Annotated in this window: 29 protein-coding genes; 14 read left to right on the top strand and 15 right to left on the bottom strand. The window is 74.8% G+C overall.

Going from position 1 to position 25192, the window contains the following annotated elements; genetic code table 11:
- Together FMM08_RS22835 and FMM08_RS04220 are read right to left on the bottom strand one after the other, a co-directional pair.
- Window positions 1–144 carry a hypothetical protein gene (locus tag FMM08_RS22835; protein WP_187279537.1) on the bottom strand — a complete coding sequence of 48 codons (144 nt, stop codon included), beginning with the start codon at window positions 142–144 and terminating at the stop codon, window positions 1–3.
- Window positions 141–1367: an MFS transporter gene (locus tag FMM08_RS04220; RefSeq protein ID WP_222710389.1), complete on the bottom strand. Its 1227-nt coding sequence runs from the start codon at window positions 1365–1367 to the stop codon at window positions 141–143. Before FMM08_RS04220 ends, FMM08_RS22835 begins: the two co-directional genes overlap by 4 nt.
- Before the next feature lie 283 nt (window positions 1368–1650).
- Between FMM08_RS04220 and FMM08_RS23555 the strand changes: the two genes are divergently transcribed.
- The gene (locus tag FMM08_RS23555; RefSeq protein WP_304653963.1) at window positions 1651–3153 is read left to right on the top strand and encodes a methyl-accepting chemotaxis protein; all 1503 of its coding nucleotides are present in this window, start codon (window positions 1651–1653) and stop codon (window positions 3151–3153) included.
- 39 nt (window positions 3154–3192) lie between these two features.
- On the opposite strand, the gene FMM08_RS04210 is transcribed toward FMM08_RS23555, so the two are convergent.
- From FMM08_RS04210 to FMM08_RS04200, 3 genes are all read right to left on the bottom strand, one after another.
- Window positions 3193–5940 (bottom strand): primosomal protein N' family DNA-binding protein, encoded by a 2748-nt coding sequence (locus FMM08_RS04210; RefSeq protein WP_147925098.1) that lies wholly within the window; start codon window positions 5938–5940, stop codon window positions 3193–3195.
- A gap of 125 nt (window positions 5941–6065) precedes the next feature.
- Window positions 6066–6524: a DUF3592 domain-containing protein gene (locus tag FMM08_RS04205; protein WP_147925097.1), complete on the bottom strand. Its 459-nt coding sequence runs from the start codon at window positions 6522–6524 to the stop codon at window positions 6066–6068.
- Window positions 6524–7189: a hypothetical protein gene (locus FMM08_RS04200; RefSeq protein ID WP_147925096.1), complete on the bottom strand. Its 666-nt coding sequence runs from the start codon at window positions 7187–7189 to the stop codon at window positions 6524–6526. Before FMM08_RS04200 ends, FMM08_RS04205 begins: the two co-directional genes overlap by 1 nt.
- A gap of 104 nt (window positions 7190–7293) precedes the next feature.
- Here FMM08_RS04200 and FMM08_RS04195 point away from each other — a divergent pair, with 104 nt between their 5' ends.
- Window positions 7294–7707: a VOC family protein gene (locus FMM08_RS04195; protein WP_147925095.1), complete on the top strand. Its 414-nt coding sequence runs from the start codon at window positions 7294–7296 to the stop codon at window positions 7705–7707.
- A 13-nt stretch (window positions 7708–7720) separates the two neighbouring features.
- On the opposite strand, the gene FMM08_RS04190 is transcribed toward FMM08_RS04195, so the two are convergent.
- Window positions 7721–9751, bottom strand: a complete 2031-nt coding sequence (locus FMM08_RS04190; protein ID WP_147925094.1) for a purple acid phosphatase family protein — start codon at window positions 9749–9751, stop codon at window positions 7721–7723.
- A 137-nt stretch (window positions 9752–9888) separates the two neighbouring features.
- Here FMM08_RS04190 and FMM08_RS04185 point away from each other — a divergent pair, with 137 nt between their 5' ends.
- Window positions 9889–10245, top strand: coding sequence for a VOC family protein (locus FMM08_RS04185; RefSeq protein WP_147925093.1), 357 nt, complete (start codon window positions 9889–9891; stop codon window positions 10243–10245).
- A gap of 22 nt (window positions 10246–10267) precedes the next feature.
- On the opposite strand, the gene FMM08_RS04180 is transcribed toward FMM08_RS04185, so the two are convergent.
- The 3 genes from FMM08_RS04180 to FMM08_RS04170 all read right to left on the bottom strand — a co-directional run bounded on the left by FMM08_RS04180 (window position 10268) and on the right by FMM08_RS04170 (window position 11783).
- The gene (locus tag FMM08_RS04180; protein WP_147925092.1) at window positions 10268–10684 is read right to left on the bottom strand and encodes a GNAT family N-acetyltransferase; all 417 of its coding nucleotides are present in this window, start codon (window positions 10682–10684) and stop codon (window positions 10268–10270) included.
- A 63-nt stretch (window positions 10685–10747) separates the two neighbouring features.
- The gene (locus FMM08_RS04175; protein WP_147925091.1) at window positions 10748–11095 is read right to left on the bottom strand and encodes an STAS domain-containing protein; all 348 of its coding nucleotides are present in this window, start codon (window positions 11093–11095) and stop codon (window positions 10748–10750) included.
- A 100-nt stretch (window positions 11096–11195) separates the two neighbouring features.
- Window positions 11196–11783, bottom strand: a complete 588-nt coding sequence (locus FMM08_RS04170; RefSeq protein WP_222710388.1) for a GNAT family N-acetyltransferase — start codon at window positions 11781–11783, stop codon at window positions 11196–11198.
- Between the two features lie 60 nt (window positions 11784–11843).
- Here FMM08_RS04170 and FMM08_RS04165 point away from each other — a divergent pair, with 60 nt between their 5' ends.
- The gene (locus tag FMM08_RS04165; RefSeq protein ID WP_222710387.1) at window positions 11844–12323 is read left to right on the top strand and encodes an NUDIX domain-containing protein; all 480 of its coding nucleotides are present in this window, start codon (window positions 11844–11846) and stop codon (window positions 12321–12323) included.
- A gap of 243 nt (window positions 12324–12566) precedes the next feature.
- Here the strand turns inward: FMM08_RS04165 and FMM08_RS04155 are convergent, their stop codons facing one another.
- A complete protein-coding gene (locus FMM08_RS04155; protein ID WP_222710386.1) occupies window positions 12567–13016 on the bottom strand; it encodes a GNAT family N-acetyltransferase in 450 nt (149 codons plus the stop codon).
- A 107-nt stretch (window positions 13017–13123) separates the two neighbouring features.
- Between FMM08_RS04155 and FMM08_RS04150 the strand changes: the two genes are divergently transcribed.
- A complete protein-coding gene (locus FMM08_RS04150; RefSeq protein ID WP_147925089.1) occupies window positions 13124–13699 on the top strand; it encodes an ATP-binding protein in 576 nt (191 codons plus the stop codon).
- A gap of 9 nt (window positions 13700–13708) precedes the next feature.
- Window positions 13709–14446 (top strand): family 16 glycosylhydrolase, encoded by a 738-nt coding sequence (locus FMM08_RS04145; RefSeq protein ID WP_187279535.1) that lies wholly within the window; start codon window positions 13709–13711, stop codon window positions 14444–14446.
- Here FMM08_RS04145 and FMM08_RS04140 read toward each other — a convergent pair.
- Window positions 14439–15236 carry a nucleotidyltransferase domain-containing protein gene (locus FMM08_RS04140; RefSeq protein ID WP_187279534.1) on the bottom strand — a complete coding sequence of 266 codons (798 nt, stop codon included), beginning with the start codon at window positions 15234–15236 and terminating at the stop codon, window positions 14439–14441. The two genes, FMM08_RS04145 and FMM08_RS04140, sit on opposite strands and share 8 nt — an antisense overlap.
- A 55-nt stretch (window positions 15237–15291) precedes the next feature.
- Between FMM08_RS04140 and FMM08_RS04135 the strand changes: the two genes are divergently transcribed.
- Both FMM08_RS04135 and FMM08_RS04130 read left to right on the top strand, forming a co-directional pair.
- Complete coding sequence (locus FMM08_RS04135; RefSeq protein WP_147925087.1) at window positions 15292–16014, top strand: SDR family NAD(P)-dependent oxidoreductase; 723 nt, start codon at window positions 15292–15294, stop codon at window positions 16012–16014.
- Between the two features lie 110 nt (window positions 16015–16124).
- Window positions 16125–16535: an ester cyclase gene (locus FMM08_RS04130; protein ID WP_222710385.1), complete on the top strand. Its 411-nt coding sequence runs from the start codon at window positions 16125–16127 to the stop codon at window positions 16533–16535.
- Between the two features lie 136 nt (window positions 16536–16671).
- Here the strand turns inward: FMM08_RS04130 and FMM08_RS04125 are convergent, their stop codons facing one another.
- The gene (locus tag FMM08_RS04125; protein ID WP_147925086.1) at window positions 16672–17346 is read right to left on the bottom strand and encodes a hypothetical protein; all 675 of its coding nucleotides are present in this window, start codon (window positions 17344–17346) and stop codon (window positions 16672–16674) included.
- A gap of 45 nt (window positions 17347–17391) precedes the next feature.
- Here FMM08_RS04125 and FMM08_RS04120 point away from each other — a divergent pair, with 45 nt between their 5' ends.
- Window positions 17392–18423 (top strand): DUF2332 domain-containing protein, encoded by a 1032-nt coding sequence (locus FMM08_RS04120; protein ID WP_222710384.1) that lies wholly within the window; start codon window positions 17392–17394, stop codon window positions 18421–18423.
- A gap of 39 nt (window positions 18424–18462) precedes the next feature.
- Here FMM08_RS04120 and FMM08_RS04115 read toward each other — a convergent pair whose 3' ends face one another.
- The gene (locus FMM08_RS04115) at window positions 18463–18846 is read right to left on the bottom strand and encodes a VOC family protein (RefSeq protein WP_147925085.1); all 384 of its coding nucleotides are present in this window, start codon (window positions 18844–18846) and stop codon (window positions 18463–18465) included.
- A gap of 59 nt (window positions 18847–18905) precedes the next feature.
- On the opposite strand from FMM08_RS04115, the gene FMM08_RS04110 reads away from it, so the two are divergent.
- The 4 genes from FMM08_RS04110 (at window position 18906) to FMM08_RS04095 (ending at window position 21964) form a co-directional block, all read left to right on the top strand.
- Entirely contained in the window at window positions 18906–19382 is a 477-nt protein-coding gene (locus FMM08_RS04110; protein WP_147925084.1) for a MarR family winged helix-turn-helix transcriptional regulator, read from the top strand.
- Window positions 19383–19386: 4 nt separating this feature from the next.
- Window positions 19387–20073 carry a class I SAM-dependent methyltransferase gene (locus FMM08_RS04105; RefSeq protein WP_147925083.1) on the top strand — a complete coding sequence of 229 codons (687 nt, stop codon included), beginning with the start codon at window positions 19387–19389 and terminating at the stop codon, window positions 20071–20073.
- 261 nt (window positions 20074–20334) lie between these two features.
- A complete protein-coding gene (locus FMM08_RS04100) occupies window positions 20335–21156 on the top strand; it encodes a PP2C family protein-serine/threonine phosphatase (protein ID WP_147925082.1) in 822 nt (273 codons plus the stop codon).
- Between the two features lie 13 nt (window positions 21157–21169).
- Window positions 21170–21964 carry a GNAT family N-acetyltransferase gene (locus FMM08_RS04095; protein ID WP_147925081.1) on the top strand — a complete coding sequence of 265 codons (795 nt, stop codon included), beginning with the start codon at window positions 21170–21172 and terminating at the stop codon, window positions 21962–21964.
- Between the two features lie 60 nt (window positions 21965–22024).
- Here FMM08_RS04095 and FMM08_RS04090 read toward each other — a convergent pair whose 3' ends face one another.
- Window positions 22025–24385: a SpoIIE family protein phosphatase gene (locus FMM08_RS04090; RefSeq protein ID WP_147925080.1), complete on the bottom strand. Its 2361-nt coding sequence runs from the start codon at window positions 24383–24385 to the stop codon at window positions 22025–22027.
- Window positions 24382–24777 (bottom strand): anti-sigma factor antagonist, encoded by a 396-nt coding sequence (locus tag FMM08_RS04085; protein WP_187279533.1) that lies wholly within the window; start codon window positions 24775–24777, stop codon window positions 24382–24384. The genes FMM08_RS04090 and FMM08_RS04085 overlap by 4 nt, the downstream gene beginning before the upstream one ends.
- A gap of 279 nt (window positions 24778–25056) precedes the next feature.
- Here FMM08_RS04085 and FMM08_RS23550 point away from each other — a divergent pair, with 279 nt between their 5' ends.
- Window positions 25057–25191, top strand: a complete 135-nt coding sequence (locus FMM08_RS23550) for a hypothetical protein (RefSeq protein ID WP_255472024.1) — start codon at window positions 25057–25059, stop codon at window positions 25189–25191.
- Window position 25192: the final 1 nt, after the last annotated feature.

Raw genomic sequence — 25192 nt, 5'->3', positions numbered from 1 at the left:
TCACGGTACCGACCGCGGTGCGACCGCCCCCGACCCCGCTGCGAAGACGACCGCGGCGACGACGACGGGCGCAGCCGGCGCACCGACCAGGGCCAGCGCTGCGCCGCTGCCCGCGACCGTCCGGTCCCAGACCGGTGGCGTCACGCGCTGGCGTGCTCACCGACGAGCGCGCGGCGGGTGACGAGCTGGTTGAGCCGCTCGGACATGACCAGTCCCAGGGCCGCGAGCACGGCGAGGAACAGCGGGAGCACCCACAGGCCCGTCCACGCCGACAGCGCTCCGAACGCCGGGGGCGCCAGCGTCGACCCGGTGTACGCCGCCGCCATCTGGATGCCGATGACCGCCTGAGAGCTGCCGCGCCCGAAGTTCACGGGCGTGGAGTGGATGATCGCCGGGTAGACCGGTGCGCACCCCAGGCCCGCGACGACCAGGCCCGCGAGCGCCAGCACGTCGCTCTCCAGCGGCACGAGCAGCAGGAGGGCTCCGACGCCGACGGCGGCGAATCCACCGCGGATGAGCCAGCGGTCACCGATCCGGTCGGCGACGAAGCCCGTGAGGAACCGCCCGGCGGTGATGCCGATGAGGAACAGCGAGGCGAAGGCGGCCGCGGTGGCGGGGGCGACGTCGCGGGCGGTCACGAGGAAGGTGGAGGCCCAGACGATGGAGGTGGTCTCCAGGGCGCAGTAGGCGAAGAAGGCCACCAGCACCAGCCGCACCCCGGGGATGCGCAGCGCCTGCGCGAGGGGGACGTGGCCGCTCCGCTCCTCCGCTCCCCCGCTGCCGGTGCCGCCAGTGCTGCCTCCCTTCTGCGCGACGGGGTTGACTCTGCCCCACAGCGGCGTGCTGACGAGCAGCACGGCGGTCAGCACCACCTGGGCCAGCCCGATCGTCAGGTAGGCGCTGGGCCACCCCGCGCCCGAGGTGATGGCGTGGCTCATGACGAACGGGCTGATCGAGGCGCCCAACCCCCAGCAGCCGTGAAGCCAGCTCATGTGGCGGGCGGCGTAGTGCAGGGCCACGTAGTTGTTGAGGGCGGCGTCCACCGCCCCCGCGCCGAGGCCGTAGGGGACGGCCCACAGGCAGAGCACCCAGAAGGAGCCCGACTGGGAGAACCCGAGGAGGGCCGCTGCGGTGAGCCCGACGCTGAGCGCGGTGACCACGCCGGTGCCGAGGCGCCGGGTGAGCCGTTCCGAGGCGAGGCTGGAGACGATGGTGCCGCCCGCGATGATCATGGTGACGATGCCCGCGTAGGCCACCGGGACGCCGAGGTCGCGCTGCATGACGGGCCAGCCCGCGCCGACGAGGGAGTCCGGCAGGCCGAGGCTGACGAAGGCGACGTAGATGATCGCCAGCAGGAGCGAGTACACGGTGGGGCGGCCTTTCGCGGGGCGCGGGGTGGGGACGCGTGCGGGGGTGCCTCGCCGCGGGTGGTGCTGCCCACCCGGCGGTCCCGGCTCGCCCTGCACCCTCGCACGCGGACGGCCGCCCACGAGCGAGGGTCTGCACTTCAGGAGACGCCCCTCCAGGACGGCTCCCGCACGACCGATGAGGTGGGTGTCGCCGGGAACCTGCCGGCACGAGAGATCGAGGAACCCCATGGTCTGGCGACGGCGCGCGACTCCCCCCACCCAGGCAGCGGAACCCCGCGACGTGGAGGCCCTCGAGGCCGTGCTGCGCGCGCTCGAGGAGCCGGTCTCCGACCTGCTGGAGGTCCAGCGCCGCATCTCGAGCACCCTCGCCGAGCAGCTGTCCTGCTCCTTCGCCGGCGTGTGGATGCCGGACGCCTCCGGCGACTTCGTCCTGCAGGCGGTCAGTGGCGAGCTGAGCGGTGTCGGCGAGGGAGCGGGCGCGCGGAGCTCGGACTTCGCGGGGCCGGGCCAGGGCCAGGCGTTCGCCAGCCTGAAGCGGCCGGTGAAGCTGCCTCTGGAGGAGGGCACCCCCCAGGCGCTGGAGCGCTGCGCGGCCTTCGTGGCCCGGGGCGCCGTGCACGGCGGCCTCATGCCCGTCGTGCACGCCGGGCGCACGGTCGCCGTGCACGAGTTCCGCTCCACCCGCCCACTGCCGTTCTTCGACGGCCGCGAGGGCAAGTGGGCGGCCATCTCCCGCATCGCGGCCCAGGTCGGAGAGGTGGCGCGGGCCGGCGCGGCGATCGCCGAGACGCTCCACGACCGCGAGGCCGTGACCACCGTGGTCACCCGGCTCAACAGCGCCCACACGCCCGAGCAGGCGCTGCGCACGGCGCTGGACGAGGTGCGCAGCTCCTTCGGGTGGGCCTACGGGTCCTTCTGGAGCCTGGACGAGCAGGCTGGCGTGCTCCGCTTCGCGCAGGAGTCCGGCTCGGCCGGGGACGAGTTCCGCGCGGTGACGCTGGCGGCCTCGTTCGCCGAGGGGGTGGGCCTGTCGGGACGGGCCTGGCGCGCTCGTGACCTGGTGGCCGTAGAGGACCTCGGTGAGCTGAGCGACTGCGTCCGCGCGCCGGCCGCCCAGCGGGCCGGCGTGAAGTCGGGGGTGTGCTTCCCGGTGGTGCTCGGCGGGCGCGTGGTGGGCACGATGGACTTCTTCACCACGAGCACGGTGGTGCTGTCCGAGTCGCGGACCTCCGCGCTGCGCCAGGTGGCCCAGCTGGTCACCCAGCGACTGGAGGTGCTGCACCGCAGCGAGGCGGACGCCGAGGCCGCGCGGGCCCTGCTGGACACCGTCACGCGGCTGCGCGCCGCCACCACGGACGCCGTGGAGGTCGGTGACCGCAGCGCCGAGCAGGCGCGCGCCGTGGAGGCCGAGGTGGCGTCGCTGGCCAGTGCGTCCACCGCCATCGGCGACATCCTCAAGGTCATCACGAGCATCGCGGAGCAGACCAACCTCCTGGCCCTCAACGCCACCATCGAGGCCGCGCGCGCCGGCGAGGCCGGCAAGGGCTTCGCGGTGGTCGCAGGGGAGGTCAAGGAGCTGGCCCGGGCCACCGCCGAGGCGACCGAGCGCGTGGCGCAGCGCGTCGGTGACATGCAGGCGTCCTCGGCCTCGGTGGCCTCGGGCATCGCCGCTGCGGCGGCCACCATCGGCCGGCTGGACGCCGTGCAGAACCAGATGACCGCGGTGCTGGAGGAGCAGGCCGCCATGGCCAGCGCCTTCACCGCGCGGGAGGACGCGCGCTGACAGCTCCGAGCAGCGCGGAGGGCTGCTCGCTCGCGGAGGTCAGACGACGTGCTCGGGGTCCAGCTGGACCCTGACGGAGCCCGCCTCCTTGCGGGCGCTGCGGACGGCGACAGCCCCCTGCAGCGCCTTCGCCAGCGCTGCGCGCTCGGCGAGGGGCACCCTGACCAGGGCGAACGCTCGTGGCGTCGCAGCGCCGCCGTCGTCCCCGGCAGCGCTGGGGCGGCGGTCGGGCTCGAGCGGCGTGGGTCCGAGCACCTCGGCGTGCGGGGGAAGGGCGGCCCGGTAATCGTCGGTGCGCTGCAGCGCCGCCAGCAGCGCGTCCACGGCGACCGCCGGCCCGTCGAGCCGGGCGAACGCCGCCCCCGGCGGCAGGCCCAGCTCGCGGCGCTCGGCCAGCTCGCGGGAGGCGTGCCAGGCCGGGTCCCACCGCACCAGCGCCTCCACCGGCGGCACGCCGGCCGGTGCCAGCAGCACCACCGCGCCTCCGGCTGACTGCGGTCGCACGAGCGCGGCGGCCGCTGACCAGCGGCGCAGCGCCTCCTCCGCGGCCCGCAGCTCCTCGCGCTCCAGCAGGGCCCACCCGTCGAGGAGCAGCGCCGCGGCGTACCCGCCCTCGGCCACCGGCTCCGCGCCGGGCGTGCTGATGACGAGCGCGGCGTCGCCGTCGACGGTCTCGAGCACGCCCGCTCCCCCGCCGGAGGTCTTCACGGGCACACCGGGGAACGCCCGTCCCAGCTCCTCGGCGGTGCGGCGCGCGCCGACCACCGCCGAGCGCAGGCGGTCGCCCCGGCACTGGGGGCAGGTCCAGGTCGGGTCGTCCGTGCTGCACCAGCGGCACACGGGGTGGGAGTCGGCGCCCGTCAGCTGCAGCGGGCCGGCGCACCGCCGGCAGCGCGCACGGGCCCGGCAGTGCTCGCAGCGCAGGGTGAGGAGGTAGCCGCGGCGTGGCACCTGGACGAGCACCGGACCGGGACGCGCCTGCCCCGGCAGGCGCCCCGCGAGCGCTGACTGCGCCGTCCGGAACGCCAGGGAGGGCAGGCGGGCGGAGCGCGCGGCGGCGTCGCGCTCGGCCTCGACGTCGTCGCCGGGGAGGAGCACCCGGGGGGAGGAGGTGCGCACCACCTCGCGGGGGGCCTCCACGGCGCGGGCCCAGCCCGACTCCACCCAGCGCTGCGCCTCGGCGGTGCGGCTGTGGCCGCCCACCAGCAGCGCGGCGCCGGTGCGCTCGGCGCGCAGCGCCATCACCTCGCGCACGTGCGGGTAGGGAGCGTGGGGTTCGGCGTGCAGGTCGTCGCCGTCGTCCCAGACCGCGAGCAGCCCGGGGTCGGCCACGGGCGCGAGGGCGGCGGCGCGGGTGCCGACGGCCACGCGGACGTGTCCCCGCCGCAGCGCCAGCCACGCGGCGTAGCGGGCGGCGGGGCCCTGGTCGGCGGTGAGCCTCACGTGCCGCGGCGCGGACCTGGTGCCTCCCAGGGCGGTGGTCAGCGCGGCGTCGACCCTCGCCACGTCGCGGTGGTCGGGGACGACGATGAGCGCGCCCCGCCCAGCCGACAGCGCGGCCTGCGCCGCAGCAGCCAGGGCGGCCGGCCAGTCCTGCGACGTCGCGCGCGAGGGCAGCGCCGTCCACACCGCCCGGACGCCCGAGGTGGCGGCGGGGGCGGCCAGCCGCTCCAGCAGCGCGGGGCCGGCGGGGTAGGGCGCCCACGGGCCGGTCGGGTCGTGGGGGTCGGGTGCTGCGGGCAGCTCCACGCGTGTGGCGGCGCCGCCGTCGGCCACGGCAGCCTCGTCGCGTGCGGCGGCGCGCTCCGCCGTCGTCTTCTCCGTCGTGGCGTGGCGACGTGGGACCGCCAGGCGCAGCACGTCGGCGAGGGTGCCGCCCCACCTGTCAGCGACGGCCCGGCACGTGCCGAGCAGCTCGGCGTCGAGCACGGGCTCCGGGGAGACCACGGCGCGCAGCGGCGCGAGGCGGCCCGTGTGCTCCGCCACGGACTCCCTGCTGAGCAGGAAGCCCTCGACGTCCTGCCCCGCGAACCGCACGCGCACCCGCACACCCGGCTGCGCGGTCTCGGCCATCGACGCGGGGACCGCGTACTCGAAGGCCCTGTCGAGGTGGGGCAGGGGGACGTCGACGACGACGCGCGCCACCGGCTCGACCTCGGCCACCGGCTCGGGCGGCTTCGGGGCGCGCTTGCGCCCCTTCGCCGCAGCGGCCTTCGCGCGGACCTGGGCGGGCACGGCCACGTCGAGAGCGAGCTCGCCCGCTCCGTCCGAACACGCCGCCACGCAGCCCACTGTGTCAGCCGCCGCCGACACCCTCTGCCGCCCCGGCCCCCACCCCGCCCCTCGGTGACGATCGAGCGCCAGCGCGTCACATCGAGGCAGCAGCGGTGCGGACCTCGCACCGCAGGCCGGCTGCCCGCGCCAGTCGCCGGTCGCCGGTCGCCGGTCGACGGTCAGCAGCGGGCAGCCGAGCGACTCGGCGGCCACCGCGTACGCGGCGTCGCAGCCGCTGACGTGCCCGCGCAGCTCCCACATCCGTGCCAGGAGCAGCGCCACGGGCACCCGCTCGATCACGAACGACGCCAGGGCGGCGAGCGAGTCGACCGCCCGGTCCTCGGTGATCCTGCCGCCGGTACGCAGCCCTCGCACCGCCGAGAAGACCTCGACCGGGAGGTGGTCCGGGGCTGCCCAGTGCAGGTCCCGCTGCAGCTCGGAGCGAGCCGCCGTGCCGAGCGGACCGTCGTCGGTCAGGGCGCTGGTGATGACGGAGGCGTCGACGACGATCACAGGCGGTCGCGGGAGCGCCGCCCTGCGTCGAGCGCCGCCAGCACGTCCTCCGCGGCGAGCCGCGCCCCGTCAGACCGCGCCTCCTTCTCGCCCAGCAGCGCAGCGTTGCGCGACCGCGGCGGCGCTCAGGAGGTCTCCAGCACTCGCTGCCGCGCCTGACGGCGCCGCGCCCACAGCCCACGCAGCACCGCCGCCCCGCCTGCGAGAGCCACCAGCGCCCCGAGCCCGAGGACCGCGAGGTACCCGTCGCCGACGTCACCGGTGACGAAGACGCCGGGGTGGCGAGGGTCGTAGATCACGGTCAGGTGCCGTCCCACCACGATCGGGCCATCCACCTGCACTCCGGCCTCGACGATCCTGCGCCCTGTCGACGCGGTCCACTCGAGGGTGGCCTCAAGGCTGCGCCCGTCCTGGTCGACAGAGGTGACCACCGCGTCGGCGGGGACACCGCGCTCGGTCAGCACCTGCTGCTGTCGGGCCGATCCCAGACCCGCGACCAGCACGCCGACACCGATGGCGAGCAGCAGCGTTCCCAGGGTGAACGGGAGCCACCAGGGGTTGCGGCGGGCGTCGGGCGGCGACATCAGCCGTCCGACGGCACGTGCCGGTCGAGGAACCGCTGCGCCCGCAGTCGGTCTCGGAGGACCAGCACCGCTGCGACCAGGAAGAGGGCGAGGACGCCCGACGTCCAGAGAGTGCTGACGAGGCCGCTCTGGTCGACGAGCCGGCCCAGCTGCATGATCGAGAAACCGGCGAACATCACGAGCAGCCCGTCCGTGGACACGAGCCGACGGGCCAGGTCGAGCGAGACCGGCAGGTGGTCCTGGTGGGCGGGGACGCGTCCACGCACCTCCCGCAGCACGAGCCGACGCTGCGTGCGCGTCAGCACCGCGACGGGCGAACGCCACCGTGCACCCCACTGCCGTGCTCGGACGAGCATGGCGATGCCGACCGCCTCGACGGCGAAGCCCACGAGGACCGTCACCAGCACCACCGCGTCCCGCTGGTCGCTGTCGGCCGAGTTGCCGGCAGGGCCGCCGAAAGCGTCGGGGAACAGCAGACCCGCCACGAACCCCGCCGCTGAGGCGGCCGCGAGCAACCCGATCAGCCACAGCAGGACGTCCCGTCGACGTCGTCGCTGCCGGTCGAGAGCGGGCGGCGTCGGGGTGCCCTGGGCGATGCTCAGCGCCTGCTCCCACCGCTCCTCATCTGAGGGCGTGCTCGCCCGTCCATTCGTGCGCACCGCCACCAGCCGCCTCCTCGGACGACGCCGCGGCAGCGGGTGATCGCCGCCACCGATCGCGGATCTTGCCACCGGCCACCGCTGTCGGCACCCCGTCCTAGCCTGCCGAGATGAGCAGCACCGCCCCCGTCCCGTACCTGCTCCTCCCCGGCACCGCCCGCGCTGCCCTCACCCGCTACCGGGAGGTGTTCGGCGGGGAGCTGGCCCTGCACACCTACGCCGACTTCAGCCGCACCGACGGTCCCGCGGACCGCATCGCGCACGGCGTCCTGAGCGGTCCCGTGTCGCTGTTCGCCGCGGACACCAGCGGTTCGGACGTGCCGTTCCAGGCCGAGGGCCTGCTCATGTCCCTGCTGGGCGCGGCAGCGCCGGACGAGCTCCACCGCTGGTTCGACGCCCTCTCGGAGGGCGGCACCGTGCTCGACCCGCTGCAGCAGCGCCCCTGGGGCGCGACCGACGGGCAGGTCCGGGACGCCCACGGCGTCACCTGGCTCATCGGGTACGAGCCGGGTGACGCCGTGTGACAGCGCCGGGTGGTCAGTGCCCGGGGACCACCAGTCCGGGCCCGACGAGCCCAGCACCCGCGGTCCGCTCGAAGGTGACCCTGTCGATCTCGGTGACGCGCTTCCCCGAGCCGGGCAGCGCGTCGGCGAGGGTGCGGATGGTGAACGTCGTCCGCGCGCCGCGGCGGGCCGGGGCGACGTCCACCGCGATGAACGCGTAGTCGTCGTAGCGGACCTGCGACCAGTCGGCGACCTCTGGCACCTTGGTGCCCTGCGGGTAGCCGTCCTTGCCGACGGCGGTTCCGGCGTCGGTCCAGACGTAGCTGTTGACCACCTGCGTGGTGCCGTTCTCCTCGTCGTTGCCCGCGTACCCGCGGTACCGCTGCCCCTCGGGCAGCGCCTGCACGCCCTCCACCGTCACGCCGTCCGGGGCCGGGGCGTCCTTCGACGGTGCCGGCCGGAACGGGTAGCGCGGGCGACCACCGGAACCGATGCAGAGGTACGTCGTGCCGTCGGTGGCCGGGCAGATGGTGGCGCCGTCGGGCGCGTCCTTGGTCTTCTTCCCGTTGCGGATCGGGTCGGTGCGCTCCATGAGGTGGTTGTGCCCCTGGATGACCACGTCGACCTGGTACGTCGAGCACAGCGGCTCCAGCACCGCGCGCACACCGCCGTCGGAGGCGTGGTTGTTCGCGGTCGAGAAGGCGCAGTGGTGGAGGAACAGGACGACGAAGTCGACGTGCGGCGCCACCTGCGGGTCCGTGCGCCATGTGCGCAGCGTCTCCTCGAGCCACCGCTTCTGCGCGCCCCCGGAGTAGCCGAGGTTGGTCTGGATCTCGTGGCTGAGGTCGTTGGCGTCCACCGAGACCACGCCCACGTTGCCGTACGTGAAGCGGTACACCGACGGGCACGACGACGGGCCGCTGCGCGGCAGGTCGAGCCGGGCCGCGTGGCTGGCGTAGCCGTGGTTCGGGCTGCCGCCGAGGAACTCGGTGTTGCCGTACAGCGGCTCCATGTCGTGGTTGCCGGTGGCGAACATCCACGGGGTGAACGCGGCCTGCGCCTCGATCTGGGTGAAGAAGACGTCCCACACGTACGGGTTGAACTCGTTCTTGCCGACGGGCGCCTTGTTGCTCAGCGCCTGGGTGTTGTCGGCGGGCAGGCCGGAGCCGCTGGGGTCGGCGTAGCAGATGTCGCCGGCGAGCAGCGTGAAGCGCGGCTCCTGCGTGCTCATGAGGTTGGTCATCGACGTCGCCGGCTTGCGGTCGGTGCCGGTGGCGCCGGCCACCGGGTCGTCGTCCTTGTAGTACTGGTTGTCGAAGACGCCCTTCGGCCAGGTGCCGCCGGCGGCCTTGACGGAGTCGGGGTCCTGGCCCCAGGCCCACTTCGGGTCGGTCGGTGAGGTGTCGGTACCGACGTCGGCGAAGGCGGTGAAGGCGAACGGCTCCGCTGCGGGCCCTTCCCCGTGGTGCCCGTGGCCCGTGCCGCGGCTGCCGTCCAGGGCGGTGGCGGGCGCGGTGGAGAAGTGGGCGTCGCCCGTCGTCGTCCCGTCGGACAGCTGGATCCGGTAGTGGTAGACGGTGTCGGGCCGCAGCCCCGTGAGCCGGGCCTTGACGTAGTACTGGCTGGCCACCGGTCCCCCGGCGATGGCGTACTGGCCGAGCAGGTGGACGACGTCGGCCGTCACGCGTGAGCCGTACCCGCCGTGCTCGCTGCCCAGGTCGACCCACGCCTTCAACCCCTTCGGCAGCGTGCCGTCCTGCGTGACGAGCTGCGCGGTGAGCGCCATGGCGGTGGCGGGCGTGCCGCCGGCGTCCATGACGAAGGACAGGTGCCGGCCCGCGACGGCCACCCCGACCTTCCCCTGGGTGCCGCCTCCGGCGGCCATGGCCGCGTCGGCGAGCGCGTACTGCGCGGCGACGAGCCCCCCGGAGACGCCGAGGAACGCCTTGATGGCGCCGCGGCGCGAGACGGGGGTCTTGGCGAGCTGTCGGGCGTTCCACTCGACGTACTCGTCGACGGTGCGCGGCCCGGTGTGCTGGTGGCGGTCACCCGTGAGTGCTCCCATGCGCCGGACAGTGCTCCGGTCCAGGGTCCTCAGCCCCACCACCTGGTGCACGGTCCGTGAACATCGGGTCTGGTGATGGTCAAGAAGGGTCAAGAGAGGGTCATCTCCGCAGGTGGCGGGGCTCGTGGTCTGCGGGGATGCGCTACCGCCTGGACCAGGTCGTCATCGACGCCGTCGACCCCCAGCGACTCGTCCGCTTCTACGCCGCGCTGCTCGGCGGGGACCCCGTGGACCGCGCGCGGGGCTGGTCTCACGTGCAGCCGCCCGGCTTCCCGAAGCTGTCCTTCCAGCCCGTGCCGGAGCCCGTCACCGGCAAGAACCGCCTCCACCTCGACGTGGAGGTCGACGACGACGATGACGCCCTGCAGGTGGCGACCGCTCGCGCCGAGGAGCTGGGCGGCCAGCGGGTGGGCGCACCAGTCCGTGACGACGCCGGCGCCTACCAGGTGGTCCGGGACCCCGAGGGCAACGTCTTCTGCTTCGTCTGCGACTGACCGGCGCTGGGAGCGGAGAGCCTCACAGGCGCAGGAGGCCGCTCTCGGTGGGCGCGAACCCGCACGCGTCGACGTAGAAGGGGCGCAGCCCCGGCGAGAAGTCGACGTGCAGCCACTCGCACCCCGCTTCGCGGGCGCCCTGCGCCGCTCGCGCGACGAGCAGGGTGCCGAGGCCGAGGTGTCGGGCGCTGTCGGCGACCATCACGTCCTGCAGCCAGGCGTGGACCGCGCCGTCCCACACCACGTTGACGAAGCCGGTCAGCGCGCCACCGCGTCGAGCGGTCACCCACCCGAGGCTGTGCCGGTGGACCAGCGCCCACCAGTCCCACTCCTGGGAGGTGAGCAAGCGCGTCTGGAACGCCTCTGCGTGCAGGGCGTTCGCCTCGTTGCTGGTGAAGGTGCCGCGCCAGACCGGTGTGCCGTCGTCGTGCTCGCCCACCGCGGCACTGTCGCCGTGGTCGGCACCGCCCGGCAACGGGGTTTCCGCCCTGGTGAGGGCCCGTCAGCCGGCGAGCGGGTGCTCCAGCGCCGTGTCGACGTCGGGGTGGATGTGGAAGGCGCTCGTCAGCCCCGTCGCCCGCAGCACTCGCGTGGTGAGTTCGTTGGGGCCGGCCAGGCGGAGGTCACCGCCGTGGCCCCGCGCTCGCTTCAGCCCACCCACCAGCACGCCCAGGCCGAGCGAGTCGATGAAGGGGACGTCCGAGAGGTCCACCACGACGTCGTGGCGCTGCTCCCCGACGAGGTCCACCAGGCGCTGGCGCAGCGCGGGCGCTGAGTACAGGTCGACGTCGCCGTGGACGGTGAGCACGTCGACGCCGCCGCGGACGTCGTGGTCGATGCGCAGGGTCATGCCGCTCTCCTCGGGCACTCCACCCACCGGAACGCCCCGGTGCGTGGCAGGCACCTCACCACAGGTGCGACCCGTCAGCACCCCCGGGGGTGCTGACGGGTCAGCGCCGGCCCCGCCACTCGTGCTCCAGCACCGCCATGAGGACGTGGTCGTGCCAGGTGCCGGCGTGGAAGGCGACCTCGCGCAGGCGTCCCTCCTCGATGAAGCCGGCGCGGCGGTAGGCGGCGATCGCGCGGTCGCTGAAGGCCCACACCTCCAGCGAGACGCGGTGCAGGCCCAGCTCGTCGAAGGCGTAGCGCAGCAGCACCTCCAGCGCGTCGGGGCCGAGCCCGCGGCCCTGGTGGTCGGGGCCGAGGATGATCGCCAGCTTCGCGGAGCGGTCCCACCAGCTGGCCCCCCACAGCGTCACGTGCCCCGCGAGGTCGCCGGTGCTGCGCTCGACCACGCTGAAGCCGACGTCGGCGGTCTTGCCGTCGTTGGTGCTCCAGCTGCGGAACTGCGCGCTGGCGGAGCCGGGTGACCGCGGGACGACGACGCCGCGCTGCAGCGGAGCGTGGGCGACGTCGTGCCACCAGGCGTCGAGCAGCCCCAGGTCGTCCTCGACGAGCGGGCGCAGCTGCACGAGGTCGCCGACGAGCAGGCCCGCCCCGTACGACCGGGCGCCGTCAGCGCTCGTGAGGTCTGCCACCTCTCGATGATCACAGGTCGGCCGCCGGTGGCGGGACCGTCGCACACCAGGATGACCCGCGTGGACCTCCCGCCGTGGCTCGCGACCGCCTCCCGCCCCGTCACCGCGGCCGGGGTGCTCGTGCGCAGCCGCCACGGCCGGGTGCTGCTCGTGGAGCCGACGTACAAGCCGACCTGGGAGGTCCCCGGTGGTCTCGTCGAGGCCGGAGAGTCGCCGAGGGCTGCCTGCCGTCGTGAGATCGCGGAGGAGCTGGGCCTCTCGCCGAGCGAGCACGGCGTGGGCGTCGGTCGGCTGCTCTGCCTCGACTGGACCGACAGGTCGCTCGGCGCCCCGGCGCTGCGCCTCGTCTACGACGGCGGTGTCCTCGACGACCTCTCCGCCCTGCGGCTGCCGCCGGCCGAGCTGGCCTCAGCGCGCTTCGCCGCGCTGGATGAGCTGCACGGGCTCTGCGGCGAACGCCTGGCGCGGCGGATCCGTGCTGCTGCCGCAGCGCAGGCCTCCGGTGACCTGGCCGAGATCGACGACGAGCCAGCGGCGTGACGGCCCCCGTTCCCTGCCGGTCGCTGCCGGCGCACCTGACAGACGTCCGCTACGAGCACGGCCCCGACTCCGTCCGGCGCCCGGGCGTGCCGGCGGGACGGACCGAGGAGCTGGTCTGGGGCGCCAGCCGCGCGGCGAGGGGACGCCGACCGCTGGAGCCGGCGCCTCGAGATGTCGGAACCCTGCAGCGATGTGTCGGAACCACACGTCCGTTCCGACACATCGCGGCAGGGTTCCGACACATCACGGCGAGCCAGCGGGACCCCACCGCATCAGCACCCCGACGCCACCGGTGAAGGGCTCGCCGAGGTAGCTGGCAGCCCGGCCGACCTCCACGAACCCGAGCCTCGTGTGCAGCGCCAGCGAGGCGGTGTTGCGGGCGTTGGTGAAGAAGAGCACCGGCTCCCCGGACCGGCGCAGGCGCTCCAGGCGCCAGCGCGTCAGCTGCTCACCGAGGCCCCGGCGTCGCCAGGCCGGGTCGACCAGCAGGCCCGTCAGGTACAGGCCCGCTGGTGCGTCGTCGTCATCGACCGGGGCGCAGCGGGCGGCCTTCGCGCAGGCGACCACCTGGCCGCTGACCTCGGCGATCGCGAAGAGTGCGTCCGGCGCGGCCAGCGCGCGGGCGAGGCGCTCCTGCCACGTCGCGCCCTCCCCGCCGTAGTGCGCTGCGGCCAGGAGCGCTGCCGCCGACACGTCACCCTCTGTCGCCTTACGGACCAAGGGGGCGTTTCGAGTGGTCTGCGTCACGGACAGCGAGCATCCTCGAAGCAGAGACAGATGCAGCAGCGGGGGCGGTCGCCATGGGCTCAGGGTGCGCGAGGTCGTTCCTCGCCCTCCCCCACGACGACGGCGCCGCACGCACCGTCCGCGCTCACCTCGCCGCTGTCGGGGCGGGGTGGAACCCGCAGGTGCTGCACGCCGCGCTGCTCCTGGCCACGGAGGCGGTCACCAACGCGGTGCGGCACGCGCCGGAGGCCCCCGTGCTGGTCCGCATCGCCGACGACGACGAGCAGCTGGGCATCGAGGTGGTCGACGGCGGGACGTCGCCGCTGCCGCCGTCACGCTGCCAGGGCAGCCGCATGCCGACGACCTGCCACCTGGGGGGTCGCGGGCTGCCGCTGTACGGGCTGCTGTCGGACGGGTGGGGCAGCCAGCTGGAGCAGGTCGAGGAGGACGACGACCCCGACGGCGCTGCTCGCAGCGAGCGCCACGTCGTCTGGTTCACCCTGGCCCACAGCGCGCAGCCGCTGACGCGCGCGGCCGGGCGTGAGCGCCGCACGCGCGCCCAGCCGGCGGCGCCCACGGGGCAGCGGACCACGGGCGCTCCCGGGTTCGCCGCTCTCCACGCGGCGCCGAGGGTGGCAGCAGCCGGGTAGCGTGCGCCGGTGTTCGTCGAGGTCTTCAGCGGAGAGCGGTTGGGCGGCGGGCTGTGGGTGGACCACTACCTGCCGCAGTGGACGACGTCCGACCGGTCGGTGGCGCGGTACGACCTCACCGGTGAGGGGCTGAGGCTGCGCATCGACGCCGACCAGCTCGACTGGCGCCCCGAAGACGCACCGCTGCGGGTGTCCAACCTGCAGACGGCGACGTACTCCGGCCCGCTCGGGTCGGAGCGCGGCACGCACCGCCACCGGCCGGACGGCCTGGTGGTGCGGACACCGGTGACCGAGCGCGTGCTCTGGGCACCGACCAGCGGGCAGGTGGAGGTCACCGTGACGGCGAGCACCGACCCCGGCTGCATGCTCGCGGTGTGGCTCGTCGGCACCGAGCACCTCGACGAGCGGGACAGCGGCGAGGTGTGCGTCTTCGAGGTCGACGCCGAGGCCGTGGGTGAGGCGACCACCACCGCGCGGGTCGGGGTGAAGGCCCACCACGACCCGCGCCTCGTCACGGACATGACCGAGGTGGTGGTGCCCGTGGGCCGCGGTGAGAGGCACACCTGGACCGCTGCGTGGGACGACGACGGCGTGCGCGTCGCCTGCGGCGGACAGCTGGTCTACAGCTCGACGCAGCGCTTGCCCTACCCGCTGCAGCTCATGGTCGACCTCTTCGAGACCGCGCCTCCCGGGCCGGCGAGCGACTACCCGAAGTCGGCGCTGGTGCACCGCGTCGCGCTCAGCTGACGCTCCAGAGCCCGATCTCGGCCTGGAACGCCTCGGCCACCCGCTGCACGGGTCTGCCGGGCGCGAGGACCCGGAGGATGTCGGTCGTGCTGGCGGTGGCGTCGCCGTCGGCCCACGCGAGGAGCAGGCGCAGATCGTCGGCGACGACGGTGTCGACCTCTCCCCACCGCCGGGCGCCGGTGGCCCGGTCGGTGGTCCAGGTGCTGTCGTGGACGCTGACGAGACCGGCTGCCGCCAGGAGCGTCTTGCGCGCGAGGCGACGGCCCAGCAGCGACGAGGGCGTGTCCCACCCCGCGCGGGTGCGGACGGCGTCGCGCCACCGGTCCAGGTGCAGCGCGACATCACCGTTGAACCCCCGGGCGGCCCGGGCGTCCGCGGGGAACGGGCGCCAGTCCGCGGCGACGTCCTCTCCCGCCAGCAGCACGCAGTAGTGCCGCAGGAAGACGCGGTTGCCGTGCGCCTCGTCGTCGTCACCGTCGTGGTCCTCCACCTGGGCCGCTCCGACGGCCACCTCGCGGCACAGGTCGGCGAAGCGCGTGGAGAGCTCCTGCGCCACCGGCTCGGTCGCTGCGGGCGGCACGCCGAGCACCACGACGTCGACGTCTGAGGTCGGCGGCCGGGCCTGTCCGGTGGCCACCGATCCGTAGAGCAGCAGCGACGACGGCGCGGACGGCGCGAAGGCGGCGAGCAGGGCTTCGAGGACCGGCTCGTAGACCGCAGGCACGCGCGACCTGTCGGCGCCGGTGCGGATGCAGCCGTCGCCGTCGACGCCCTCCAGCGGATCTCGCACAGGACTACGGTGGCGCACCTCGGAGCGGCGGGTCCACTGAGCCTGAGGAGCCTTCATGAGCGACAGGTCGTCCAGCAGCGCCGCAGCGACGCACCCGGGTTCCGCGCTCGTCGTCGGTGCCTCCCGGGGCCTCGGGCTGGGGACCACCGCCGAGCTGCTGCGGCGCGGCACCCGGGTGGTCGCCACCGTCCGCGGTGACGTGCCGGCCGCGCTCCACGAGGTGGCCGACGGCGCAGCCGGACGGCTGCTGGTCGAGCGGCTCGACATCGACGACCCCGTCCAGATCAGCGCTCTGGGAGACCGGCTGGCGCGATGGACCTTCGACCTGGTGCTCGTCAACGCCGGCGTCACGCACGACCAGCAGCTCACCGCCGCGACGATGAGCACCGAGGAGTTCTCGCGGGTGCTCGTCACCAACGCCCTGTCGCCCATGAGGGTGGTCGAGCAGCTCAGCCACCTGGTCGCACCGCTGGGGACGATCGCCGTCATGTCCTCCGGCCAGGGCAGCGTCTCGGGCAACCACGGCGGCGGCTGGGAGGTGTACCGGGCGAGCAAGGCGGCGCTCAACCAGCTCATGCGCAGCTACGCGGCGCGCCAGCCTGAGCAGCGGACGCTGCTCCTGCTGGCGCCCGGGTGGGTCCGCACCGACCTCGGCGGCCCTCAGGCGGGGTCCACCGTCGAGGAGGCCGTGCCGCCGCTGCTCGACACCGTGCAGGCGCAGCAGGGGCGGCCCGGCCTGCAGTTCATCGACCGGGACGGGCGGCCTGTCGCCTGGTGAGGCACGGCAGGTGGCCAGCCGGCCCGGGCTCCGCACGGCCCTCGTGCGGAGGGCGCGCCTCGGCGGTCCATCCGCGTGGTGCTCACAGCGCCGCGGTGTGAGCATCACGCATGGCCGATGAGAGCCCCATGACCCGCGAGCAGGTGGTCGACCTCTACGAGCGCTACCTCGAGTGCTGCAACGAGCACCGGGTGGACGACCTCGGCGAGTTCGTGGACGGCTCGATCAGCGGCTCCGGCCCCGATGACGGCCTCGCGGCCTACGTCGAGGGCGTGCGGGCGGTCGTCACCGGCTTCCCCGACTACCGCTGGGAGGTGCAGCAGCTGGTCGTGGACGGCGACACCCTGGCGGCGAGGCTCGTCGGGCAGGGCACGCACACCGGCGCGTTCCAGGGGGTCGCGCCCACCGGGCGGACGGTGCGCACGCAGGAGCTGGTGTTCTACCGGCTGGCCGGCGGCAAGATCGTCGGTTGCTGGGGCGACCTGTTCCCCGTGGTCCGCGACGCGCTCAGAGCGGCGTGAGCGCGTCGTCGAACCCGTCAGCGGTGACCGCCTCCCACCACTCGCCCCCGCCGGAGGCTTCCCACTCGGCGAAGGCGTCGGCGTAGGAACGTGGCAGGGCAGGAGGGGCTCGGCCGCAGAGCGTCGCACGGCCCCATCAGTGCTGACCCGCGACGAAGGCGCGGATGTGCGCGTGGCCGTGGACGGCGCTGACGACGAGCGGGTTGTCGTCGTCCTCGAGCGCCGTGACGACGTCGGGCGGGAGGATGCGCTGCCCGGCCAGGTACCAGCGCTCGACGGCCGTGCCCTCGCGCGCTGTGCGGCGGGCGCGCTCGGCATCGGCCTCGGCGGCCTCCCCAGCCGTCCGGTCCCGGACCGCCTCGACCTGCAGCCACGCGACGGGGGCGGCGTCATCAGCTCGCCCGACCATCGACGACGTGGTCGGGTGGAGCGTCGCGGACACCTGCAGTCCCGTGCCGTCCTCACAGCCCCAGAAGGCGGCGAACTGGTCGGGCTCGTGGCTCGCATCCCGCATCGGCGCGGCGCCGAGGAGCTTCTCGATGCGTGAGACCACGCCTGCCAGTGCCGCGTGGGCGTCGTCGTCGTCCTCGTAGCTGAGGTGCACCGAGACGGTCGGCGGGGTCACCGACGTCCACGCGCCGAGGGACTCCGGCTGGTCGCGCAGCCACGCGCCGCCGCGCCGGTGGCGCCGCCAGCCGCGGGCGACCAGCCCTTCGCTGAGCGAGCCGACGTCGTCGAGGAGGCCGTGGTCAGCGGCCGCTCGCACGAGGTCGACGACGACGTCGAGCGCGGCCCAGCAGCTCTCCTGCACGTGACGGAGTGTCCACGTGAAGGCAGGGCTGGTCTACTCCGCGGTGTGGGGCGCACGAGCACGAGCAGCGACCTGGCAGCGGGGTACCGCCGGTGGGCCGCGCGCGAAGCCGCAGGGTCCTCACCGGTCTACGAGCGCCTGGCTCACGCCGTCTCCGCCGACGACGCAGCGCTGGACCTGCTCGCGAGACTCCCCGCCGCCAAGCGGCAGCCGAACCTGCTGTTCGGCGCCCTGCGCTGGCACGGCGTGCCCGTCGAGGACCCGGCCACCGCGCTGACCTGGCTGCAGGACCACTGGGACGAGGTGCGCGCCACGGTCCAGGAGCGCTCGACGCAGACCAACAAGGCCGCTCGGTGCGCGGTGCTCCTGCCGGGCCTCGCCGAGCTGGCAGCACGCACGGACGGTCCGCTCGCCGTCGTCGAGGTGGGGGCGAGCGCTGGTCTCTGCCTCCTCTACGACGCGTGGCGCTACCGGTACGCGCTGCCGGGCGGGCGCGAGCACGTCGTCGGGTCGGTGGGCAGCGCCGTGGAGCTTCCGTGCGCGGTCGACGGGGCTGATGCGCAGCTGCGGCTACCGGCCAGCGTCCCGGCCATCGCCTGGCGCACGGGGCTGGACCTCTCCCCCGTCGACCCGACCGACGCCGACACCCGCAGGTGGCTGCAGTGCCTCGTGTGGCCGGAGCACGTCGAGCGCGAAGAGCGGCTGCGCACCGCCCTGGACGTCGCCGCGCGGCTCCGGCCGCCCGTGCTGGCCGGTGACATGACCACGGACCTCGCCCCGCTCCTCGCGCGGGCACGTCGGCGCCTGGACGAGGTGGCGGGTGCGGGGCGCGGGGCCGTCGTCGTGACGCACAGCGCCGCCCTGGCCTACCTCGGTGCCGACGAGCGCGACGCCGTGCGCCAGGTGGTCTCCGGGGCAGGGGCGCACCGCCTCGGGCTGGAGGCTCGCGCCGTCCTGCCCGACCTCGCGGAACGGCTGGCGGCGGACGTGGCCGACGACGGGCGCTTCCTCGTCTCCCTCGACGACGAGCCGCTCGCCCTCGCGGCACCGCACGGGTCGACGCTCACGTTCCTCTGAGCAGCAGCCCGGGGCTGCCGCTCAGGGCTCCGTCGCGGCCTACGCCGTGGGAGCCGGTCCGTGGACCGTGATGGCGTAGCCGTCGGGGTCGGCGAGGGTGAAGGTGCGTCCGAAGGGGCTGTCGAAGGGCGGCTGCAGCACGGTGACGCCGGCAGCGGCGAGGTCGTCGTGCAGCGCCTGCGCGTCGTCGGCGGCGAGCCACAGCGCCACACCCGCTCCAGGGCGGGGGCTGACGGCGCCGAGGTCGAGACCGGGCAGGGGCTGGCGCACGGCGAAGGCGACCGGCGACGTGGCGAAGACGACGGCGCCGGGCGGGCTGGCCGGCGCGCGGCGCAGCCCGAGGTGGGACCCGTAGAACTCGGCCGACGCATCGACGTCGCTGACCTGCAGGGCGATGAAGTCGGGACCGGAGACGGCGGCCATGGGAGTGCTCCTTGATGTCAACTGGACTGACATGAGCGACTCTATGTCAGACTCCTGACATGTTGCAAGCACGCGTGGACGTCGAGAGCTCCGTGGGGCTCGCCCTCAAGCGCGCCGCCGCCGCCCTGCGCGCGGCGATGGACGACGCCCTGCGCCCGCTGGACCTCTCCGTCCCGCAGTACGCGTGCCTGGAGCAGCTGGCGCACCGCCCGGGGATGTCCGCCGCCGACCTCGCCCGCGCTACGTTCGTCACCCGGCAGTCGGCGCACACCACGCTGCAGGGCCTGGAGCAGCGCGGACTGCTCACCCGCCCGGAGCAGGCCCCCTCGGGCCGGGCCCTGCCCACGCGCCTCACACCAGCCGGTGAGGAACTGCTCGCCCGCGCCAGCCGCGACGTGGCGGGCGTCGAGGCCGCGATGCTCGCCTCCCTGGGCCGAGCGGGCGCGCAGCGCCTCCGCGACGACCTCGTCACCTGCACCCGCGCCCTGGAGGCCGGGAACCCGCTCGACGCACCACCGCCCGCTCCCCCAGGGTGACCGCATGGCAGCCCAGCCCGACGCCGGCTGCCTCCGCGGCGGAGACCCGGCCGACGAGCTCGCGAGCGCCCGCCGCGTGCTCGACGTCGACACCGGCGGAGGTGAGCTGCTCAGCCGCTTGCTGGCCCGGGCCACCGCTTCCTCTGCACGGGGGTGGGAGGTCACGGCCACCGAGGGCTGGCCGCCCACCATCCCCATCGCCACGGCGCGGCTGGAGCCCCTCGGCGTCGTCGTCCGGGAGGCACCCAGCGACCACCTGCCGCTCGCGGACGCCTCGGTGGACCTCGTGCTCGACCGCCACGGCCGGCTGGTGGCCAGCGAGGTCGCGCGGGTGATGGCCCCGGGCGGCGCGCTCCTGACGCAGCAGGTGGGCAGCGAGGACTGCACCGACCTCGACGACGCCCTCGGGGTGCCACCACCGCGGAGGCCGGGGTCGTGGACGGCGCAGGTCGCTGCTGACGCCCTGGCCCGCGCGGGACTGGTGGTCGAGCGGGTCGTCGAGGAGCGCCCGGTGATGGTCTTCGACGACGTCGGCGCGGTGGTCCGGCACCTCCGGCTCGTGCCCTGGCAGCTGCCCGGGACGTCCGTCACCGACCACCTCGACGCCCTCCGCGGTCTCTGCGCGGCCGGACCGCTGCCGGTGAGGACGCACCGCTTCCTGCTCACCGCCCATAAGCCGTCGACGGTCTGACGAGGAGGAGCCGTGGACGACGACGTCGAGGAGGTCCTGCACGGGGGCTTCTCCACGCACGTGGTGCGCAGAGGCGCCACGACGCCGAGCGCGCCTGGCTGCGCGAGAACCGCGAGCGCCTCGTCGCGACCGCTTCAGCAGAGCTGGCTCGCCGTCCACCCGCCGGATCCGCTCGGGCGCCCGCGCCGGTCCCAGCGAACCGTGGCAGGGTGTCGATCTCTCGTCCCCTCGAGCGCACCGTCGAGTGACCTGGAGCCGCACATGCCCCTCGCCGTCGTCACCGGAGCGCGCTCGGACCGCGGGACCGTCAGGCCCTACAACGAGGACTCCGGCTACGCCGGCCGCCGCCTCGCGCTGGTCGCTGACGGCGTGGGCGGAAGCGCCGCGGGTGACGTGGCCTCCTCGATCGTCATCGAGGAGCTGCTCCCCCTCGACGACCGCGACGACGAGCAGCACCCCGACGAAGACCCGGCCGCCGCCCTGGAGGCCGCGATCGCGCGGGCCCAGGCGGCACTGCTCGACCACGCGGCGGACCACCCAGAGACCAGCGGCATGGGCACCACGCTGACGGCGCTCATGGCCACCGACGACGACGTCGTGCTCGCCCACATCGGTGACTCCCGCGCCTACCGCCGCCCGCTCGGCGGGGTGCTGGAGCAGGTCACCCGCGACGACACCTACGTGCAGCAGCTCGTCGACGAGGGCCACCTCAGCGCCGAGCAGGCCGAGGGGCACCCGATGGGGCACGTCATCACCGCCTGCCTGGGGACCGCGGGCTCCTGGAGCACGCCGGCGCTCAGCCGCCACCCCGCGGACGTCGGCGACCGGTGGCTGCTGTGCTCCGACGGCCTCTCGGGCGTGCTGTCGGTGGAGACGATGCAGCACGTCATGGAGGAGGAGCCCTCGTCGTGGCCGTGCGCGCTGCGGCTGGTGGAGCTGGCGCTGCGGGCGGGAGCCACCGACAACGTGACGTGCGTCGTGGTCGCCGTCGTCCAGGACGACCAGGTGCTGCCCTTCCCACCGCGCCTCGTGGGCGCCGCGGCCGCTGAGGCCGACGCCGACGGGTACGGCCTGCACCTCTGACCGCTGCCCCTCCATGACGGCGCCCCTCAGCCTCGGCCACCGCACCGACCTCATGGTGCTGCGGCTGACCGGCAGCGAGATCACCGAGCTCGGCCCCCTGACGCTCGTCCGCACGCCGGACAACCCCGCCTACCGGTGGGGGAACTTCGTCCTGGTCAACCACCTCAGTGACGGACCGGTCTGGATCAGGGCCGAGGAGCTCTTCCGCGGCGCCTTCCCCGGCGAGACGACCGTGAGGTTCGGCTTGGCCCCCAGCCCGGCCGTGATCGTCCTCCCCGGCCACATCGCCCGGCTCCAGCTCGAAGGTGACGTGGCCCTCGCCTCTGGAGCCCCTCCGTCCGCCCCCGTGCCGGACGGGATGTCGGTGCGCCCCCTGGCCGGCGACGACGACTGGGCCGCCGCCCAGGAGCTGCAGCGCGTCAACAACGCCTACGAGGACGACGACGACGTCGCCTTCCTCACCCGGCAGGTGGCCGCCTACCGCGCAGCGGTGGAGCGCGGCAGCGGGCGGTGGTTCGGCGCGTTCGCCGGCAACGCCCTCGTGGGCGGGCTCGGCGTCTTCAGCGACGGCGGCCCCGACGCGCGCTACCAGTCCGTGGACACCCACCCTGACTGGCGCGGGCGCGGCGTCGCGTCGGCCCTGCTCGCCGCAGCAGGGCGCTGGGCCTTCGACGCGCTCGGGGCGCAGCGCCTGGTGATCGTCGCTGAGCGCGACTCGGCGGCGATGCGGCTCTACGAGCGCCTCGGCTTCGCCGAGGTCGACGTCCAGCTGCGCCTGTCAGGCCCGCTGTCAGCACTGCACGCCTGAAGCTGCACGGGGATGGGGGCACCTCCCGCTTGCGGGGGACCATGATCACGGTGGGGTGGGTCAGGTGAGGCGCAGGGCCACCACGGCGACGTCGTCGGTGGCGACCTCGGGGAGCATCTCCGAGAGCACCAGGTCGAGCAGCTGGTGGTGGTCGGCGACACGCGGGGCGACCCGCGCCACCACCTCCTGCAGGCGGGCGATGCCCTGCTGCAGGGGCATGTCGCGGCGCTCCACGAGCCCGTCGGTGTAGAGCAGCAGCGTGGCCCCCAGGCGCAGCGGGTGCTGCGTCTGCCGCCGGGAGGTGCCCGGGTCCACGCCCAGCAGCAGGTCCGTGGCGGGCGCGGTGAGGAGGCGGACACCGCCGTCGTCGTCGAGGACCAGCGGCGGCGGGTGGCCGGCGTTGGACCACTCCACGAGCACCGCCGCCCGCTCGGCGCGGCTCCCCGACCGGTCGGGAGCGTCGGGCTCGGGCAGCCTCACCACGGCCGCGGTGGCCGTGGTGTCCATGCCCGAGGCCCGCATGAGCGCGTCAGCGCGGCGCAGCACCTCCGCGGGACCGTCGTCGGTGAGCATGCCGAGGGTGCGCACCGTGGAGCGCAGCTGCGCCATCGACGCGGCGGCGTCGGTGTCGTGGCCCATGACGTCACCGATGACGGCGACGGCGGCCCCGGACGGCTGGGTGAAGACGTCGTAGAAGTCGCCCCCCACGCGGGCGGCCTCGGCCGCTGCGACGTAGCGGACCGCCACGGTGACGTGCGCGGGCACGGCGCCGGGTGAGAGCGTCAGCAGCGAGCGCTGCAGGCCCTCGGCCAGGTCGCGCTGCTGGCGGAACAGCCGGGACCTGTCCAGGGCGAGGCCGGCGCGCGCGGCGATGTCGGCTCCCAGGTCGATGTCTCGCGCGGTGAGCGGGGCCCGGTCTGCGTCGGTGCCGACGGTGAGCAGCCCGAGCGTGCGGCCGCCGCTGCGCAGCGACCAGGTGGCCATCGACGAGGGCGCCAGCTCCAGCAGCGCGTCGCGGACCTGCCCGGGAGCCATCAGGTCCGCGAGCGCCTCGGCGACGCTCACCCCCTGCGGTGCCGTGTCGGGCACGGCCACCGTGACCCCGTCGGGCCCCAGCAGCGAGCGCAGCAGCTGCTGCCCGCCGTCGCCGAGCCCTCCGAGGCGGCCCTGGGCGATGGTCCGCACGAGCGCTCGGCGCGCGTCGTCGTGGTGCCACCAGGCGACGTCGCGCAGGCCGTGGCGCCGGAGCGCGACGGCCGGGGCACCACCGCGACCGTCGTCGTCCTGGGGCTGCGTGGTCGCCACCGCGGTGTCGTCGCCGACCACGGCGATCATCGCGAAGTCCGCGAGCGCCGGGACCACGAGGTGCGCGAGCCTGTCGACGGCCGCCTGCGCGTCGGTGACCTCCGACAGCTGCCGAGTGACCTCGGCGAGCAGCTGCAGGCGGGAGTTGGCCAGCTCGGCCTCGGCGCGGGCGGCCTGCTCGGCGGCCAGGGCGCGGTCGCGCTCGGCGTCGGCGGCGATCCGGCCCGACACGTCGGTCTGGATGCCCACGTAGTGCGTGACCCGACCGTCGGCGTCGACCACGGGGCTCATGGCCACCTGGTTCCAGAACGCCGTGCCGTCGGCGCGGTAGTTGAGGAGCACCTGCGTGATGGACCTGCCGGTCTGCAGCGCCTCGCGCATGCGGCGGGTGGCGGCGGGGTCGGTGCCCGGTCCCTGGAGGAAGCGGCAGTTGCGGCCGACGGCCCGCTCGAAGGTGTACCCCGTGACGGCCGTGAAGGCGGGGTTCACCCACACCAGGGGCAGGTCCGGCTCGCTCGCGTCGGCCACTGTGAAGGACAGGCCGGTGGCGAGCACCGCGGCCTCGCGCAGGGAGAGCGCGCCGTCGCCGGCCGCCACCGGCTCGGACGACGACGAGCGCCCGTGCGCTTCCGCGGCGCGCTGCTGCATCTCCTCGCGCTCTCGCACGGGGAGGAACACCACCAGGGCACGCCCCTGCAGGTCGGGAGCGTCGTCGAGCGGCAGCGCCACCACCCACAGCGGTTCCCGGCTGCGCCCCATGGCGGAGCGACGGGCTGCGGAGACGCCCTGCCCGGCGACGGGCTCGAAGCGCGCGATGCGCGAGAGGGGATGGGCGGTCTCGTCGAGCTGGTCGCCGTCGAGGTCGCGCAGGTCCGCGGCAGCGGACCACTCCTCGACGGGCACCGGGAGGTGCAGGCCCGGGGCCAGCTGCCCGGCGACCTCGTTCGCGTAGAGCACCTGCCGGGCGGACAGGTCCACCACGAGCACGGCGGCAGGAGCGTCGGGGCGGACCTGCGCGACCCCGCGCGGGAGCAGGAGCCGGTCACCGCCGCGCAGGTCGAGGGCCAGGGAGGCCTCGTCGAGCGGGTCGTGCTCCTCGGCGCCGACGGCGCTCACTCGGGGGCGCCCTGCTGACGGGGCCGATCGTGCACGTGGGTCAGGGCCTGCTCCCGGGTCTCGAACACCTGGAGCACCGCGGGCAGGCCCAAGGACGCGAGCAGGTGGGTCAGCTCGTGGTTCGGCCCCGCGAGCACGAGGTCTCCGCCGCGACCGCGGACGTCGCGGAGCACTGACAGCAGCGCCCCGACACCGGTGGAGTCGACGAACGGCACGTCGGTGAGGTCGACCACCACGGCGACGGCGCGGCGGGAACCGTCAGCGGGCTCCGTGAGCAGCCGGGACGACCAGCCCTTCACCTCCGGCGCCGCCTGGAGGTCGAGGTCTCCGACGAGGTGGAGGACCTCCGCGTCCTGGTCGCGGGTCAGGGCGGCGTCGAGCGGGCGGCGCACGGGGGCCTTCTTCCGGAGGTCGCGGGGCGGCCGCGCGGGCGCCCGGCCGGAGCCGGCGGGCGCCGGCTCCGCTGAGGATCCACCACCGGCGCTGATCTCGCCCGTCGAGGGCCCGGACCCACCGTGCTGCCGCGCCCCGGCGGCGTTCCAGCGGCGTCCCGTCGGGCATGCGGAAGTCCCGCCAGGGTGTCGATCGCTGCCGGGTCCCGCGACTTCTGCATGTCGGCCGGGACCAGGTCCTCGCCGCCGCTGGGGACGTCACCGCGGGAGGATCAGAGGGTGACCGAGCACGACGACGCGGACCCCGACGACGTCGTCGACCTGGACCTGCACTGCGTGCCGGACCGCGAGCACTGCGTCCGCGTGGACGACGCCCACCTCGATGCGGTGCACCTGGACGACTCCGACAGCTGAC

It is taken from the genome of Quadrisphaera setariae, from assembly GCF_008041935.1.
Taxonomy (GTDB): Bacteria; Actinomycetota; Actinomycetes; order Actinomycetales; family Quadrisphaeraceae; genus Quadrisphaera; species Quadrisphaera setariae.
The sequence above is the reverse complement of the archived record's forward strand: the minus strand, read 5'-3'. Positions and strand labels throughout refer to the sequence as shown.